Annotated in this window: 15 protein-coding genes; 7 read left to right on the top strand and 8 right to left on the bottom strand. The window is 59.5% G+C overall.

What is annotated here, in order from left to right; all coding sequences use genetic code 11:
- Positions 1-32 precede the first annotated feature (32 nt).
- Positions 33-1370: an aminodeoxychorismate synthase component I gene (gene pabB, locus V6Z53_RS11030; protein ID WP_338585530.1), complete on the top strand. Its 1338-nt coding sequence runs from the start codon at positions 33-35 to the stop codon at positions 1368-1370.
- A gap of 112 nt (positions 1371-1482) precedes the next feature.
- On the opposite strand, the gene thrH is transcribed toward pabB, so the two are convergent.
- Complete coding sequence (gene thrH, locus V6Z53_RS11025; protein WP_338585529.1) at positions 1483-2100, bottom strand: bifunctional phosphoserine phosphatase/homoserine phosphotransferase ThrH; 618 nt, start codon at positions 2098-2100, stop codon at positions 1483-1485.
- Between the two features lie 163 nt (positions 2101-2263).
- On the opposite strand from thrH, the gene V6Z53_RS11020 reads away from it, so the two are divergent.
- The 3 genes from V6Z53_RS11020 to V6Z53_RS11010 all read left to right on the top strand — a co-directional run bounded on the left by V6Z53_RS11020 (position 2264) and on the right by V6Z53_RS11010 (position 5908).
- Positions 2264-2998: a phosphoadenylyl-sulfate reductase gene (locus V6Z53_RS11020; protein WP_007960132.1), complete on the top strand. Its 735-nt coding sequence runs from the start codon at positions 2264-2266 to the stop codon at positions 2996-2998.
- Between the two features lie 586 nt (positions 2999-3584).
- The gene (locus V6Z53_RS11015; protein ID WP_338585528.1) at positions 3585-5123 is read left to right on the top strand and encodes an NCS1 family nucleobase:cation symporter-1; all 1539 of its coding nucleotides are present in this window, start codon (positions 3585-3587) and stop codon (positions 5121-5123) included.
- Positions 5124-5179: 56 nt separating this feature from the next.
- A complete protein-coding gene (locus tag V6Z53_RS11010) occupies positions 5180-5908 on the top strand; it encodes an aspartate/glutamate racemase family protein (protein WP_338585526.1) in 729 nt (242 codons plus the stop codon).
- A 95-nt stretch (positions 5909-6003) separates the two neighbouring features.
- On the opposite strand, the gene V6Z53_RS11005 is transcribed toward V6Z53_RS11010, so the two are convergent.
- A complete protein-coding gene (locus V6Z53_RS11005; RefSeq protein ID WP_338585525.1) occupies positions 6004-6930 on the bottom strand; it encodes a LysR family transcriptional regulator in 927 nt (308 codons plus the stop codon).
- Between the two features lie 125 nt (positions 6931-7055).
- Between V6Z53_RS11005 and V6Z53_RS11000 the strand changes: the two genes are divergently transcribed.
- Positions 7056-7802 carry a 3-oxoacyl-ACP reductase family protein gene (locus tag V6Z53_RS11000; protein ID WP_338585524.1) on the top strand — a complete coding sequence of 249 codons (747 nt, stop codon included), beginning with the start codon at positions 7056-7058 and terminating at the stop codon, positions 7800-7802.
- A 119-nt stretch (positions 7803-7921) separates the two neighbouring features.
- Here the strand turns inward: V6Z53_RS11000 and V6Z53_RS10995 are convergent, their stop codons facing one another.
- Positions 7922-8617: an HAD-IA family hydrolase gene (locus V6Z53_RS10995; RefSeq protein WP_338585523.1), complete on the bottom strand. Its 696-nt coding sequence runs from the start codon at positions 8615-8617 to the stop codon at positions 7922-7924.
- Between the two features lie 248 nt (positions 8618-8865).
- Here V6Z53_RS10995 and V6Z53_RS10990 point away from each other — a divergent pair, with 248 nt between their 5' ends.
- Both V6Z53_RS10990 and V6Z53_RS10985 read left to right on the top strand, forming a co-directional pair.
- Positions 8866-13725: an RHS repeat-associated core domain-containing protein gene (locus tag V6Z53_RS10990; protein WP_338585522.1), complete on the top strand. Its 4860-nt coding sequence runs from the start codon at positions 8866-8868 to the stop codon at positions 13723-13725.
- Complete coding sequence (locus V6Z53_RS10985; RefSeq protein ID WP_338585521.1) at positions 13722-14114, top strand: hypothetical protein; 393 nt, start codon at positions 13722-13724, stop codon at positions 14112-14114. The genes V6Z53_RS10990 and V6Z53_RS10985 overlap by 4 nt, the downstream gene beginning before the upstream one ends.
- Positions 14115-14237: 123 nt before the next feature.
- Here the strand turns inward: V6Z53_RS10985 and V6Z53_RS10980 are convergent, their stop codons facing one another.
- From V6Z53_RS10980 to V6Z53_RS10960, 5 genes are all read right to left on the bottom strand, one after another.
- Entirely contained in the window at positions 14238-14582 is a 345-nt protein-coding gene (locus V6Z53_RS10980) for a hypothetical protein (protein WP_338585520.1), read from the bottom strand.
- Between the two features lie 98 nt (positions 14583-14680).
- Positions 14681-14893 carry a hypothetical protein gene (locus V6Z53_RS10975; protein WP_338585519.1) on the bottom strand — a complete coding sequence of 71 codons (213 nt, stop codon included), beginning with the start codon at positions 14891-14893 and terminating at the stop codon, positions 14681-14683.
- A 106-nt stretch (positions 14894-14999) separates the two neighbouring features.
- A complete protein-coding gene (locus V6Z53_RS10970; protein WP_338585518.1) occupies positions 15000-15188 on the bottom strand; it encodes a hypothetical protein in 189 nt (62 codons plus the stop codon).
- A gap of 40 nt (positions 15189-15228) precedes the next feature.
- Positions 15229-15684, bottom strand: a complete 456-nt coding sequence (locus tag V6Z53_RS10965; protein WP_338585517.1) for a hypothetical protein — start codon at positions 15682-15684, stop codon at positions 15229-15231.
- A gap of 111 nt (positions 15685-15795) precedes the next feature.
- Complete coding sequence (locus V6Z53_RS10960) at positions 15796-16164, bottom strand: hypothetical protein (protein ID WP_034150136.1); 369 nt, start codon at positions 16162-16164, stop codon at positions 15796-15798.
- Positions 16165-16298 lie beyond the last annotated feature (134 nt).

The raw sequence follows: 16298 nt of genomic DNA, 5'->3' as shown, positions 1-16298 counted from the left end.
CACCCCGCCTCGATGGCTGATCTACCCCGCCCATGCTGACCTGTTCCGTACATCCGCTACCCTATCGCGCCAACCCCGCCGAGTACTTCGCGGCCATTCGTCATGCCCCCGGCGCCGTGCTGCTCGACAGTGGTCGCCCCAGCGCCGAGCGTGGCCGGTTTGACTTGCTCAGCGCCTGGCCGCTGGAACAACTGACGGTATCGCCTGACGAAAGTGGCGGCGATTTCCTGCAACGCCTGCGCGACAGGCTGACAGAACTGGGTGAAGCAACGGTCGCCCATGACCTGCCGTTCGCCGGCGGTTTGATCGGTTATCTGAGCTACGACTTCGGTCGGCACCTGGAGAATCTGCCAAGCCAGGCGCAGGACGATCTGCAATTGCCGGATGCACGTTTCGGCTTGTACGCCTGGGCGCTGATCAGCGATCACCAACAGGCCACCAGCCAACTGGTGTTTCACCCGACGCTGGTCGACAGCGAACGTCAGCGCCTGATTCAGCTGTTCAGTCAGCCTGTTGCTGAAACGGCCGCGACGTTCAAATTGCAAGCGCCGATGAACGCCGACCTGAGCGCTGAGCAATATCGCCAGGCCATCGAACGCATCCAGCAGTACATCCAGGCTGGCGATTGCTATCAGGTCAATTTCGCCCAGCGTTTTCGCGCACCGTGCCAAGGTGATCCTTGGACCGCGTACTGCGCACTACGGTTGGCGTGCCCGACACCGTTTTCCGGTTTTCAGAGCCTGCCCGATGGCGGCGCTGTTTTGAGCCTGTCGCCGGAGCGATTCGTCAAAGTCAGCGAGCGCCATGTGGAAACCCGCCCGATCAAAGGCACACGCCCGCGCGGTCTGTCGCCTGCCGAAGACGCAGCAAACGCCGCCGAACTGCTGGCCAGCCCCAAGGACCGCGCGGAAAACCTGATGATCGTCGACTTGCTGCGCAACGACCTCGGCCGCACTTGCCGCACCGGTTCGGTATCGGTCCCGGAATTGTTCAGCCTGGAAAGTTACCCGAACGTGCATCACCTTGTGAGCAGCGTGACCGGTGAGCTGGCGGATGATCGCGATGCGCTGGACCTGATTGCCGGCAGCTTCCCGGGCGGTTCGATCACCGGCGCGCCGAAGATTCGGGCGATGCAGATCATCGACGAACTGGAACCGACGCGACGCGGGTTGTATTGCGGCTCGTTGCTGTACCTGGACGTGCGCGGCGAGATGGACAGCTCCATCGCCATTCGCAGTTTGCTGGTCAAGGATGGGCAGGTGTGTTGCTGGGGCGGTGGCGGGATTGTCGCCGATTCCGAGTGGCAGGCTGAATATCAGGAATCGATCACCAAGGTGAAGGTGTTGCTCGATACCCTGCAAAACCTTTAAAAGCATCGCGGGCAAGCCTTGCTCCTACAGGTTTTGAGTCGTTCCGAATGGCGGCGTACGACACAAAACCTGTAGGAGCAAGGCTTGCCCGCGATGGCGTCCTCAAAAACGATTACAGACTCAAGGTCCGATTCGACGCCTTGATGAACTCCTGCTTCAACTCCTCAAACGTATGCACCGCCGGGAACTGCGGGAACTCGGCAATCACGTTATCCGGCGCATGGAACAGAATCCCGGCATCCGCCTCGCCCAGCATCGTGGTGTCGTTGTAGGAATCGCCCGCCGCGATCACCCGGTAATAGAGACTCTTGAACGCCAGAACCGACTGCCGCTTGGGATCTTTCTGACGCAACTGATAGCTGGTCACCCGCCCGGTGTCGTCGGTAATCAGACGATGGCAGAGCAAGGTCGGGAAGCCCAATTGACGCATCAACGGCTGGGAAAACTCGTAGAACGTGTCCGACAGAATCACCACCTGGAAGCGCTCGCGCAGCCAGTTGACGAACTCGACCGCGCCGTCCAGCGGCTTGAGGGTGGCGATCACTTCCTGGATGTCGGCGAGTTTCAGGCCGTGTTCGTCGAGAATCCGCAGGCGCTGCTTCATCAGCACGTCGTAGTCGGGAATGTCCCGGGTGGTGGCCCTGAGGGATTCGATCCCGGTTTTTTCGGCAAAGGCGATCCAGATTTCCGGGACCAGCACACCTTCAAGATCCAGACAGGCAATTTCCACAAGACACTCCCATTTGTATTGTTTATTGAGTCGAGCGAGGCCGAACTCTAGCGACTCCTCCCCCACCGCGCAACGCAGAGGACGCCCCGAGCAGCACTGCTTTTTGTTACCATCGGCCCCATATAGAGCGCCCAGCGCCACCGACCTGTAGGAAGCCGCCCTGATGAGCCCAACGTTCGACGTCGTGGAACTCGCCACGACCTATGCCAACAAATCCGCCCAGGACATCCTGAAGCTCGCGTTTGCCGAGTTCGGCGATGACCTGTGGATATCTTTCAGCGGCGCCGAGGACGTGGTGCTGGTGGACATGGCCTGGAAGCTGAACAAGAACGTCAAGGTGTTCAGCCTCGACACCGGCCGCTTGCATCCCGAGACCTACCGCTTCATCGATCAGGTGCGCGAGCACTACAAGATCGACATCGAACTGGTGTCGCCGGACTACACCAAACTCGAACCGTTCGTGAAGGAAAAAGGCCTGTTCAGTTTCTACAAGGACGGCCATGGCGAATGCTGCGGCATCCGCAAGATTGAACCGCTGCGCCGCAAGCTGTCCGGCGTAAAGGCATGGGCCACCGGCCAGCGCCGCGATCAGAGCCCTGGCACCCGCAGCGCCGTCGCGGTGATGGAAATCGACACCGCGTTCTCCACCCCGGAACGCACCCTGTACAAGTTCAACCCGCTGGCGCAAATGACCAGCGAAGAGATCTGGGGCTACATCCGCATGCTGGAGCTGCCGTACAACAGCCTGCATGAGCGCGGTTTCATCAGCATCGGCTGCGAACCGTGCACCCGCCCGGTACTGCCGAACCAGCACGAGCGCGAAGGCCGTTGGTGGTGGGAAGAAGCCACCCAGAAAGAATGTGGGCTGCATGCGGGGAATATAATCAGCAAGGCGTAACACTTTTACCTTCCTGCCCTGTGAAATCCCCGGTGGGAGCTAGCCTGCTAGCGATGGCGATATGTCAGTCACAACAACGCTGACTGGTCGACCGCCATCGCTAGCAGGCTAGCTCCCACATTGGCCTGCATCAGGCGCCCAACAAATGTGTACACACGAATGTCACCATCGGTGCCATTTATGTGTGCACTTTTTTGTTTCCGCGCCCCCAAAAGTTACATTCCCCTCCCGACGCAATTCATCTGCGCTTGCCCAATCTGCTCGATAAAAATAAATACCTGTTCAAACGGTCAATTTATATTTTCTATTTTTCAGCAACTTGGCGAAAAGCCATAACAAAACGAAATGAGCAGCGCTTTTCATAGATCCCTCCACTGGCATGGAACTCGCTTAAGTGCATACATGTTTTGTATACAATAACCACAAAACATACACACACTTTAGATCCGCAAGCCTGAAGCGCCCTATCCCGTACAGGCTGCAGATGCCCCGTAACCAATGATATTCGCTACACCGCGACGAAGATTTGTCGAGCCAAGCGCTCATGCACAGTCATCGCGGCGTCGAGCATCAGGAGCCTGCCGGAATGCGTACAAGTCTCTCAAACAACAATATCGCGCTGGATCTACCCTCCTCCCACGCCACCCAAACCGCTTTTGATCCAACACTTGAATCTGTCGTGCTCAGCCCTCGCCTGCACAATAAAGACCTCGCGCCAACCAAGGCCGAAGGCCGACGCTGGGGCCGCTACAGCATCTTCGCGTTGTGGACCAACGATGTGCACAACATCGCCAACTACTCGTTCGCCATCGGGCTATATGCCTTGGGCCTTGGAGGCTGGCAGATTCTCCTGTCTCTGGGGATCGGCGCAGCACTGGTGTATTTCTTCATGAACCTGTCCGGCTACATGGGCCAAAAGACCGGCGTGCCGTTTCCGGTCATCAGCCGGATCAGTTTCGGCATTCATGGCGCGCAGATTCCTGCGTTGATCCGTGCCGTGATCGCCATCGCCTGGTTCGGCATTCAGACGTACCTGGCGTCAGTGGTCTTCCGCGTGTTGTTGACCGCCGTCCACCCCGGATTCGCCGACTACGACCATGACTCGATCCTCGGTCTGTCGACCTTGGGCTGGGTGTGCTTCGTGGCGATCTGGTTCGTGCAATTGGCAATCCTCGCCTACGGCATGGAGATGGTGCGACGTTATGAGGCGTTTGCCGGGCCGGTGATTTTGCTGACCGTCGCCGCCCTCGCCGCCTGGATGTACTTTCAGGCCAACGCAACCATCGCCTGGTCGATCCGTGAACCACTGACCGGGGGCGAGATGTGGCGCAACATCTTTGCCGGTGGCGCGCTGTGGCTGGCGATCTACGGCACGCTGATCCTCAACTTCTGCGACTTCGCCCGTTCTTCGCCGTGCCGCAAGACCATCAAGGTCGGAAACTTCTGGGGCCTGCCGGTCAACATTCTGGTGTTCGCCGCCATCACCGTCCTGCTGTGTGGCGCGCAATTTCAGATCAATGGCCGGATCATCGAAAGCCCGACCGAAATCATCGCCTCGATTCCCAACACATTCTTCCTGGTCCTCGGTTGCCTGGCGTTCCTGATCGTCACCGTGGCGGTGAACATCATGGCGAACTTCGTTGCCCCGGCGTTTGTGCTCAGCAACTTGGCGCCGAAATACCTGACCTTCCGCCGCGCCGGGCTGATCAGCGCGACCATCGCCGTGCTGATCCTGCCGTGGAACCTCTACAACAGCCCGTTGGTGATCGTGTACTTCCTGTCAGGTCTCGGCGCGCTGCTCGGCCCGTTGTATGGCGTGATCATGGTCGACTACTGGCTTGTACGAAAAGGTCAGGTCAACGTGCCGCAGTTGTACAGCGAAGACCCGAACGGCGCTTATTACTACAGCCGCGGAGTCAATTTGCGCGCCGTGGCGGCGTTCATTCCCGCAGCCCTGATCGCCATCGTCCTGGCGCTGGTACCGGGTTTCCACTTGGTGTCGCCGTTCTCCTGGCTGATTGGCGCCGCGATTGCCGGCTTGCTCTACCTGATCATCGCCAAACGCCAACCGCACTACGCCGACGTCAGCGGCGAAGCCATCGCGGTCGACAACGTCAGCCATTAACTCCATCGCGGCCCGGCAGCGTCGGGCCGCAGAACCACCCGCTATAAGGACTTCCCATGCGAATTCTCGTGGTCAACGTCAACACCACCGAATCCATCACCCAGGCCATCGCCCGCTCGGCCCAGGCCGTGGCCGCACCCGGAACGGAAATCGTCGGCCTGACGCCCTTCTTCGGTGCCGACTCCATCGAAGGTAATTTCGAAAGCTATCTGGCCGCTATCGCTGTCATGGATCGGGTGATGTCCTACGACCAACCCTTCGATGCCGTGATCCAGGCCGGCTATGGCGAACACGGCCGCGAAGGTCTACAGGAATTGCTCAACGTGCCCGTGGTGGACATCACCGACGCTGCGGCGAGCACCGCGATGTTCCTCGGTCACGCCTATTCGGTCGTCACCACGCTCGACCGCACCGTGCCGCTGATCGAAGATCGCCTGAAACTCTCCGGGCTCTGGGACCGCTGCGCTTCGGTGCGAGCCAGCGGTCTGGCGGTACTGGAACTGGAACACGAACCACAACGCGCATTGGCGGCCATCGTGCATCAAGCCGAGTTGGCGGTGACCCAGGACAAAGCCGAAGTGATCTGCCTGGGCTGCGGCGGCATGGCCGGGCTGGATGAGCAGATTCGCCAACGTACCGGCGTGCCGGTGATTGATGGTGTGACGGCGGCAGTAACCATTGCCGAGTCGTTGGTGCGGCTGGGATTGTCGACCTCGAAAGTGCGGACTTATGCGACACCGCGGCCAAAGAACATCATTGGCTGGCCGCAGAAGTTTATGCGATAGACCGCGTTATCGTTCATCGCGGGCAAGCCCGGCTCCCACAGCTTTTGTGGGAGCCAGCCTGCTGGCGATGGCCACACCTCGGTCTACAGCCATGCTCAAATTGCACTGAACCTCTGCCCCAACCCCTGCTCCGCAAACTGCTCAATAATGAAATCGACAAACGCCCGGGTCTTGCCCGGCAGCAGTTTGTGCTCCGCGTAGTAGATCGAAATACTGCCGTCATCGATGTACCAGTCCGGCAAGACTCGCTGCAACGTGCCCGCCTCCAGATAATTCACCGCGAACGGCATGCTCACAAGCGCAATGCCCAGGCCTTGTGCTGCTGCGGCGCATGCCGCATCCGAATCGCTCATGGTCATTCGCGCCTTGATCATCAACGGGCGGCAGTGTTGGGGGCTGCGGCCGATCAACTGCCAGGAACGCACGCGTCCGGTTTGCGGCGACCGGATCAGGATGCCGTCGTGATGCTGAAGATCCTCCGGCTCCGTGATCGCTTCATGTCGCGCAAGATAATCTGCAGAAGCCAGCAACACCCGATGCGCCGGTGCCAGCTTGCGTGCAACTACGCCTTGGGGCAGCTCAAAGCCACCACCAATCGCCGCATCGAAACCCTGGCCGATCAGGTCGACCTGACGATTGTCGAAATGCCAGTCCGGATTGATCGCCGGAAAGCGCCGTAGAAACTCGCCAAGCAGCGGCACGACATATAACCTCCCGAACACCGTGCCCATGCTGACTTTCAAAGTCCCCGCCGGCCGCCCTTCGGCGTTGGCCAGATGGGCCACGGCGTTCTGGATGGTCGTCAGGCTGGCACTGACCTGACTCAAGAACAACTGACCGGCCTCGGTCAGCGTCAGGCTGCGAGTGCTGCGCTGAAACAGCCGCACACCCAGTCGTGCTTCCAGTTTGGCGACGCTTTTACCCACCGCCGCCGGCGTCAGACTCAAGCGCCGCGCGGCTTCGGCGAAGCTGCCGACTTCGGCACTGCGTACAAAGCATTCGATACTGCTGAAGGTTTCCATGGCGCATCACTATAAACTTCTGGTTTACACAGACTATAGCAATTACCGTCTACACAGCCTGCAATCCTGAATCGATACTAGGCTCCATCAACCGGGACATCTCGCCTCGGGACTTGGAGATCGATATGACTACTCAGAACCTCAGCGGCAAAGTGGCATTGATTCAAGGCGGTTCCCGGGGCATCGGCGCAGCCATTGTCAAACGCCTGGCCGCTGAAGGCGCGACCGTTGCCTTCACCTACGTCAGCTCCACGGCAAAGGCTGAAGAACTGCAAAACACCATCATCGCCAACGGCGGCAAGGCCCTGGCCATCAAGGCTGACAGTGCCGATGCCGAAGCCATTCGCAACGCCGTAACCGCGACGGTAGAGACCTTTGGTCGACTGGATATCCTGGTCAACAACGCTGGTGTGCTGGCCGTTGCGCCGCTGGAAGATTTCAAACTCGAAGATTTCGACCAGACCCTGGCCATCAACGTACGCAGCGTGTTCATCGCCACCCAGGCCGCGGCCAAACACATGACCGAGGGCGGCCGGATCATCAACATCGGCAGCACCAACGCCGATCGCATGCCCTTCGCGGGTGGCGGCCCGTACGCCATGAGCAAATCGGCGCTGGTCGGCCTGACCAAGGGCCTGGCCCGTGACCTCGGCCCTAAAGGCATCACCATCAACAACATGCAACCGGGCCCGGTCGATACCGACATGAACCCGGCCGATGGCGACTTCGCCGACAGCCTGATCCCGCTGATGGCTGTAGGGCGTTATGGCAAAGCCGAAGAGATCGCCAGTTTCGTCGCCTACCTCGTCGGTCCCGAGGCCGGCTATATCACGGGTGCGAGCCTGACCATCGACGGTGGTTTTGGCGCCTGATGAGTTAAACGCAATCCAAATGTGGGAGCGGGCTTGCTCGCGAAAGCGGTGAATCAGTCAACATAAGTGTCGACTGATACTCCCTCTTCGCGAGCAAGCCCGCTCCCACATTTTCCGTGTCACGCCCACTCAAGCGCCGGCAAGCCAAACGCACTCGGCTTGAAGGCTTTCAGCGTACGAAGAATGCCATCGGCGTGTGCGTATTTTTCATCGGCCATGGCCGCATCCGGAATCGCAATCGCCGTCATCCCCGCCGCTTTCGCCGCCGTGACACCGAACGGCGAATCCTCGAACACCAGGCAATCCTGCGGTGCGACACCCAAACGCCGCGCTGCGGTGAGGAAGATGTCCGGCGCTGGTTTGGCCGCGCCGACTTCCGGATCATCGGCAGTGACGATGAAATCGAACATAGAGAACCAGTCGCGGTGCAACGTGGTTTTCTGGCCGAACGACTGACTCGACGAACTGGTGCCCACCGCAATGGGAATGTTGTGAGCCTTCAGATGCCGGACCAGTTCCTGTGCGCCAGGCATCGCCTGCGCTGTAGGAAAACGCTCGCGCATCAACGGCTCGCGGATCAGCAGAAACTCTTCGGCTGTAATCGGCAATTCCAGCGCCTCGACCACATAACGTGCGAGGTCACCAGCACCGCGACCGATGATGTGTTGCTTGAGGCTCCAGTCGAAGGTCCGCCCGTAACGCCCGGCAATGATCGACGTCACCTCGGTGTAAATGCCCTCGGTATCCAGCAGCAAGCCGTCCATATCGAAAATCACGGCCTTGATCGGGCCGAACTCATCCAGCGCTGCATTCATCGCATCTGATCCGTTTTCAATGACATCCCAGGCGGCTCAGGTGCGGCCGGCTCCGTGATTGATTAAAGGGTTCAGCAGCATAGCGGGCGGCGGCGACATGGAGCAACGGGCAAAACCCGAGCCGCGCAGACGCGATATCGATGATTTAGCGATTCGCCCTACGCCAAATACCGTTTTTCCCGACTTCTTTCTCGATTGATCCATCGCAGAGTTTCGCGCTCCCTCTTCACTCGAGCGAAAGACCGCGAATGTTCGATCCCGACAAGCTGCTGGCCCTGAACAACACCATCGGCTTGCTGGTGATGGCTGCGATGAACCCGCAGCAGCCGGACATCGAAGCGCTGCTCGGTGATTTCCGTCTCTGTCTCAACGATTACGAAGCCTGGGCGGAAAACTTCTGGGCGGGCGGGACGCTGGATGTCGAGCAGGTGTTCGAGGTCGGCCATGAAGTCCGCCTCAGCGCACCGAAAAAATCCACCACTCCCGTCAGTTCAACGGTTGCCATGTGCCCGGCCAACGGCCCGCTGACCCTGGTGCACATGTTTGAAGCCGCGCGCTTCGTGCCCATCGGTAATACGCCGGTGATGCTTGAGCCGTTACTCAATGAAGGCCAGGGCCAACCGCAATATGGCAAACCGATTCATAAAACCATCGGCCCCAGCGGCATCCTTGAAGTCGCCGACTGCTGGCGCGGCGATCGCTATCGCATCACCTTTTTTCCCAACGTCACCCGCGATCACGTCAAGACGCTTTACGACTCCTATCAGGGCGTCCTCGGCGAGCTTGAGGGCTGGTTGCGCAATGAATGGAGCACCGAGTTTCAACCGTTGTGGGCCGGGTTTTCCCAGGCAGACTTCGTTGAACGCTACGGCATGCTGCAACGCGCTGACTGGCGCGGTTTCGAGAACTCGCTGCACGGTTTGTGGGATGACGTTAAGCAGCTCTACGCCCTGATCTCCGACCTCCAGGCCAATAGCGAAAAGCTCCTGGAGTACTTGAGCGAAGCGGAGGTTGAGGCGCTGCTGAAGGCGTCGTCCGAAACCATCGCCAATGTGTTGCTGGTGCTTAGCGACGAGCCATTGATGTTCATTCATCTGGCGGCTTTCACCAGTTGGCTGCGGATGCTGCCGCCGCAATACATCGCTGAAGTCGTGGCGCAAGTTCGCACAGAGCTGTTGATCAGTTTCCTGCTGGTGCGCTTGACCGGTCCTACAGGCTTGAGGCTCGGCATCAGCGCCAAGGTGCTCAACAAGATCAAGTCCGAGCGTGCTCGGCGTTGGTTGGCTGCGGCGGGTTTACGGCTGTCGGAGCTGGCGAGGCGCTCTGACCTGACCACTCATGCGAGCGCACTCAAGCCGTTGATGCTCAATGCCCGGAACGCGCAGCTGAGGCCTGCGCCAGCGGTGCCTCTGCAGATCAGTGCGGCAGGAGCAGCGGATGTATTGGTGGACAATCCGGTCGCCATTGCTCGCAATAAATCCGAAGCCAAGACTCGGCTGGGCCGGCAGGAACATCGGGATGATGTTCCTGTTCAGGCGAAAAACCCCAACGGCGACAGCGCCGATTCCGCGGATCGCACCGCCACCCATGGCTGCCCGGTATCGCTGGTCAGCGGCGAAGAACTGTTGACCCTGACTGACGGTGTGCTGGATGGGCTGCTGCCGTTCGAGTTCACCCGTTTGTATCGCACCAGCGCCGTGGAACTCGACGGCGGCCTCGGTTTTGGCTGGAACCATTCGCTGGCCCAGCGCCTGGAAATCGACGGCGACACGGTCACCTGGATCGATGCGGAAAACCGTCGCACGCCGTTTCCGCTGCCGAGCCTGACGCGTCCGGCGATCCACAACAGCCTGTCGCGGGCGGCGATCTACCTTGGCGAGGAGCCGGAGGAACTGGTTGTCGCCTTGGCCGGCGAGTCGGTGCGCTTTTTCCATTTTCTGGGTGGGCGCTTGAGCGCGATCAGCGATGCCTATGGCAATCGTCTGAGCGTGCAGCGCGATTTTTCCGGGTGCATTCAGCGCCTGGACAACGGCGCCGGGCGTTGCCTGTGGTTGCGTTACGAGCGTAACCATTTGGTCGCCGTCGACTACCAGCGCTTTCACCTCGGCGACGACCAGCCGCCGGCCTGGCGCACCGAGCAGACGCTGGTGACTTATCGCTACGACGCGCGCTGGCGATTGATCGAAGCGACGAATGCCGCCGGTGAAAGCGAACGCTACGACTACGACGAGCAGCAGGTGATCCTGCAACGGCAGCTGGCCGGTGGCGCGAGTTTCTACTGGGAGTGGGAAAGGGCCGGCAAGGCTGCCCGATGTATCCGCCACTGGGCCTCGTTTGCGCAGATGGACACCCGTTACCGCTGGGACGGCGACGGCGGTGTGGTCCTGAAACACGCCGATGGCAGCGAAGAGGTTTACCTCCACGACTCGCAGGCACGGCTGGTGCGCCGGGTCGCGGCCGACGGCGGTCAGCAGCACAAGGCCTACGACGCACAGGGCCGTTTGCTCGCCGAGCAGGACGCGCTCGGCGCGATCACTGAATACCGCTACGACGAGCTCGGACGGCTGATCGCGCTGATTCCGCCGGAAGACGAACCGACGTCCTACGAGTACCGCAACGCTTTCCTGCACGCGCGTTATCGCGGTAAGGCCAAGTGGACCTACCAACGCAACGCCCAGGGTGATGTCACCTGGCTGATCGATCCCGATGGCCAGAGCACCTACCACGAGTACGACGGACAAGGGCGCTTGCTGGCGATCCGTTACCCGGACCACAGCCGCCATGTGTTCGAGTGGAACGACCTCGGCCAGTTGCTGAGCGAAACCCTGCCCGACGGCGGGCGCCGGCAGTTTGCCTACGATGCGTTGGGGCGGCGGACGACGGCTGAGGACGAACACGGCGGGGTCAGCCGCTACCAGTGGGATGCCGTCGGCCGTCTGTTGCAGACGACCGCGCCGAGCGGCGCCAGTCGCCAGTTCAGCTACAACGCCTACGGCCGGATCACCGCTGAAACCGATGAACTGGGGCGGGTCACCCGGTTTGAGTACGCGGACGATCTGCACCTGGTCAGTCGGCGGATCAACCCCGACGGCAGCGAACTGAAGTACCGCTACGACCACGCGCAGCTGCTGTTGACCGAGATCGAAAACGAAGTCGGCGAGCGTTATCGGCTGGACTACACACCAAACGGCTTGATCCGACAGGAAAGCGGCTTCGACGGCCGGCGCACCGCCTATGCCTACGACCTCAATGGCCATTTGCTGGAGAAAACCGAGTTCGGCGATGACGGCTCGCAACTGATCACCGCTTACCAGCGCGACGCCGCCGGACGGTTATTGGTCAAAACCCTGCCCGACGGGGTCAAGGTCGAGTACCGCTACGACGGATTGGGCCGGCTGGTCAGCGTCGATGACGGCCAGGATCACCCGCTGGAGTTCGAGTACGACGTTCATGACCGACTGATCACCGAACATCAGGGCTGGGGCACCCTGCGTTATGGCTACGACGTCAGCGGCCAGCTCAAGCACCTGCGTCTGCCGGACAACAGCCGTCTTGAATACCACCGCGCCAAGGGTGGGGCGCTGACGGCCATCGACCTGAACGGCACGCGACTGACCCATCATCAATTTGAATTCGGTCGTGAAAAAAGCCGTCAACAAGGCCTGCTGCATAGCGACTATGCCTACGACGACCAGGGCCGTTTGCAGGCTCATGCCGTCAGGCAAAACCAGCGTCCGCTGTACCGCCGCGATTATGCCTACAGCGCCAACGGCAACCTCGCACAGATCAGCGACACGCGCCACGGCCCACGGCGCTACCAGTACGACCCGCTCGACCGCCTGACCGGCGTGCGCCACGCCCGCGAGCAGGCCCCGGAAAACTTCACTCACGATCCGGCCGGCAACCTGCTGATCCACGACCGCCCCGGCCCCTGGCAGCTCAAGGGCAACCGCCTGCGCCGCCACGCCGACCGCCATTACGACTACGACGCCTACGGCAACCTGATCCGCGAACGGCGTGGCCACGACGTCACCGAATACCGCTACGACGGCCAGCACCGCCTGATCGGCCTCACCTTGCCCGACGGCCGCACAGCGAGCTACCGCTACGACGCCTTCGGCCGCCGCATCAACAAAACCGTCGACGGCCAGACCACGCAGTTTTTCTGGCAAGGCGACCAACTCGTCGCCGAAAGCGGCCCCAACCACTACCGCAGCTACCTCTACGAACCGGGCAGCTTCCGCCCGCTGGCCATGCTCGACGGCAAAGGCCCGAAAAAAGCCTGCCCGTTTTATTACCAACTGGACCACCTCGGCACCCCGCAGGAACTCACCGACTACGGCGGCGAAATCGTCTGGTCGGCCAAATACACCGCCTACGGCAAAGTCAGCCAAATCACCCACGGCGGCGGCGAACAGCTGGAACAACCGCTGCGCTTCCAGGGCCAATACTTCGACGCCGAAAGCGGCTTGCACTACAACCGCCACCGCTATTACCACCCGGATATCGGGCGCTATCTGACGCCGGATCCGGTGAAGCTGGCCGGCGGACTCAACCAGTATCGGTACACGCCGAATCCGACGGGGTGGGTGGATCCGTTGGGGTTGAGTGGGAAATGTCCGGGGGCGAGTAAGCCGGGTTGCTCGGCGCCGGACAGTGTTGCTGGGGCTAAGGTTGATGTTGGAGAGCCCAATACGCCCTCTCCATCCCCAAAAAATCGTTACTTGTATCGAGGAGACTCACGAGAGTCTTGGGAGATCTTTGAAGCCGGATTTGAACCTTTAGGAGAGAGTATGGATATCTTTTTACACGCACGGGATAACCGAAACCCTCCAAGCTTTTTTGTCAGTACCTCCACCTCCGAAACGGAAGCTATAAAATTTGCAACCGGTCACGGGTTTGAAGACGGGTTCGTTTATGCAATAAAAAATATTCGTGGGATAGATGTAAACAAAAAGCTCGGCGTTCTTTCACCTCACAAGAGAGAGGTTGAAATTGCTATGCCGGGAGGAGTAGAGAGCAAAGATATTCTCGGCGTCACCCCTGTACGTGCCGATGGCAGCTACGAAGGTTATTCAATCCCTAACCCGCATAGGAAGTGGCCATGAAAACAATAGAGATACCGACTACAACTCATGGGGTAAGACAAAGGGCTGTGATCGAATGCGACCGACAAAAGCGGACGCTAACCTTCGTCATGGAAAATGGCTCACGCAAAACATACACAGCTCAAGATCTGTATGAATGCCTCGGACTCTTACGAGCCGACTTTCCAGAAACAAAATTCTTATGCAAGGGAGCCAAACTCAACGTTCACCCATCGAGAATGTCATCACAAATGTCTGCCGGATTAGTGGCCTATGAGCTTCATCTTGGAAGACCAAGCGAGTCGGAGGATTCGATTAACATTTTCGACTATGAAGAAGAAGACATCACAAATGATATTCAGCAACAAAGGGATTTCTACCAATGCTGGATTGACTCTTTGAAGCAATAAGCAGGATGTGCGTGAGTTGCGGCTAGCGCCCTAGCATGGGGTGCTAGGGTCGAGTTACGCCCCCTACAACACACAAAAAGCCCAGCTACAGCCGGGCTCGAACAACTCATAACCCATATCAAACTAACCACCCGACTTTCCGTCTGTACTCCCCGAAGTCCCACCACGCCCTTCCGAACTACCTGATCCTGCAGACCCACTCCCAGAGTCGCTCCCCATCGAACTCCCACCACTCATGGATCCACTTCCTGACCCCGGGCTAGTGCTGCTCCCGTTTGCATCACCACCATTCCCACCACCAATCGACCCCGGCGGTAGTGCATTCTCGGGCCCAGAGCCCGCATTCATTTCCGTGGACGGCGGCATCCCGCCCTTGTCGACGGGTGCGTCGCTGCCGGAATACGCCGCTAATGAACTCAGCGATAACAATCCGGCCACCGTCAAAGCAGTCAATGTTGACCTGTTCATGACGAGTCTCCTTTGAAAGTTGCTTACCTGACTTCTGGCACCAGTCACTTTTCAAGGGTGCCGCTCAATCGACGAGCGGCAGCTCGACACCGGGCGATTCAACTGGGTTCGCCGGAGCAATCCTTGCCGGCTATATCCGGATCCTCCGGGGTCGCCTCAACATCAGTGCCCTTCACGTCGTCGTTGGGAACCTGCTCGACACCCGCATCGTCGTCGGGTGGACGCTGGTCGCGACTCAAGGGGTCAGTCGGTGAAGGCAACGGATATTCCGGGGTATCGTCAATGTCGGAGTCTTTAGGGTCAACATTCATCGTGCACCTCTCAAAGAGCCTGAAAAGCAGGCCCTGATCTTTCGAGAAAGGTGCAACGTGGAGGTTCGATCAGAAAGACAACCGGTTAACTAGACCAAAGACTCAGTTAGTCGTCTTCTCCATCATCGTCCTCTTCTTCAAACTCAAGGTTTCCGACGTCACCCGCGTCATCGGAATCGTTGAGCGGCACTGTCGCGTCATCCATCAAGGAACCCGGGTCTTCATTGCCTGGATCGTTGATGAACGGCAGCCCGCTCGGACCTTTTTGTTCCTTGCCTTCGGTTTCCGGGGTCATGGTGTGCCTCACTTAGTCAGGATGTATAACTGCGACCGAATCAGTGATGTTTGTTTTTATGCTTGTTCTTGTGTTTATGACCGCCACCGGAATGGGAGCTACCGTTGTCGCTTCCCAGATTGTTGCCGACTGCACCACCCGCCGCCCCACCGAGGCCTGCACTAATGGTCGAACCCGTGGAGCCGCCGAGGCTATTGCCGATCACGGATCCACCCGCCGAGCCCAAACCACCGCCCACTGCCGCTTCTGTGCGACTGCCCTTGGGCGCGCCAACCGCGCTACCGGCCGCACCGCCGACACCGGCGCCAATCGCCGCACCTGTGCTGCCACCCATTTGTCCACCGACCACATTACCCAGCGCACCGCCCAGACCACCGCCGACCGCCGCGGTGCCGTCGCCGGCCGCCATGCCCAATTGAGAGAGGAACAATCCAAAAACAAATGCGGGCAACGTCAAATGTCGATTTGTTGCTTTGCCTTTGGTTTTCGGGTTCATGGCACGCCTCACTTCTTCAGGGGTATGCAAGATTTGAGGCGATGTCCCGAGAAACGTTCAAAAACGAAAAAGCCCGGCATATAGCCGGGCTCTTCTAAAGGATCAATCTGATCAGTGACGCTTGTGACCTTTGGCCAGGTTGCTGCCGACGCCGCCGCCCAGTGCGCCACCCAGGCCTGCACCAATAGTCGAGCCGGTCTTGCCGCCCAGGCTGTTGCCGATCACCGAACCACCGGCAGCGCCAACGCCACCGCCGATGGCAGCGCTGGTACGGTGGCCTTTTTTGGCAGCAACGGCACTGCCTGCTGCGCCGGCTACACCAGCACCAATGGCTGCACCGGTGCTGCCGCCCATGCTCTGGCCCACAACGTTACCCAGCGCGCCGCCCAAACCGCCACCAATGGCGGCAGTGCCGTCGCCAGCCATTGCACCTTGTGCAACCAGAAGACCCAGAACCAGAGCAGGCAGTGTGAAACGCATGACAAAAACCTCAAAAAATAGGGTGTAAACAAAGGGGGGAGATTGAATGCTTTAGAGGAGAAAAAGTCCAGACATGCGCGCGCTCAACCTCGTTGTTGGCGACGGTTGGACAGCGTTTATGGAAAAGGTTTTAT

Source organism: Pseudomonas sp. MAG733B, assembly GCF_036884845.1.
Lineage (GTDB): Bacteria > Pseudomonadota > Gammaproteobacteria > Pseudomonadales > Pseudomonadaceae > Aquipseudomonas.
Note: the sequence above shows the minus strand (reverse complement) of the source record. Positions and strands in the feature narration are given on the sequence as shown.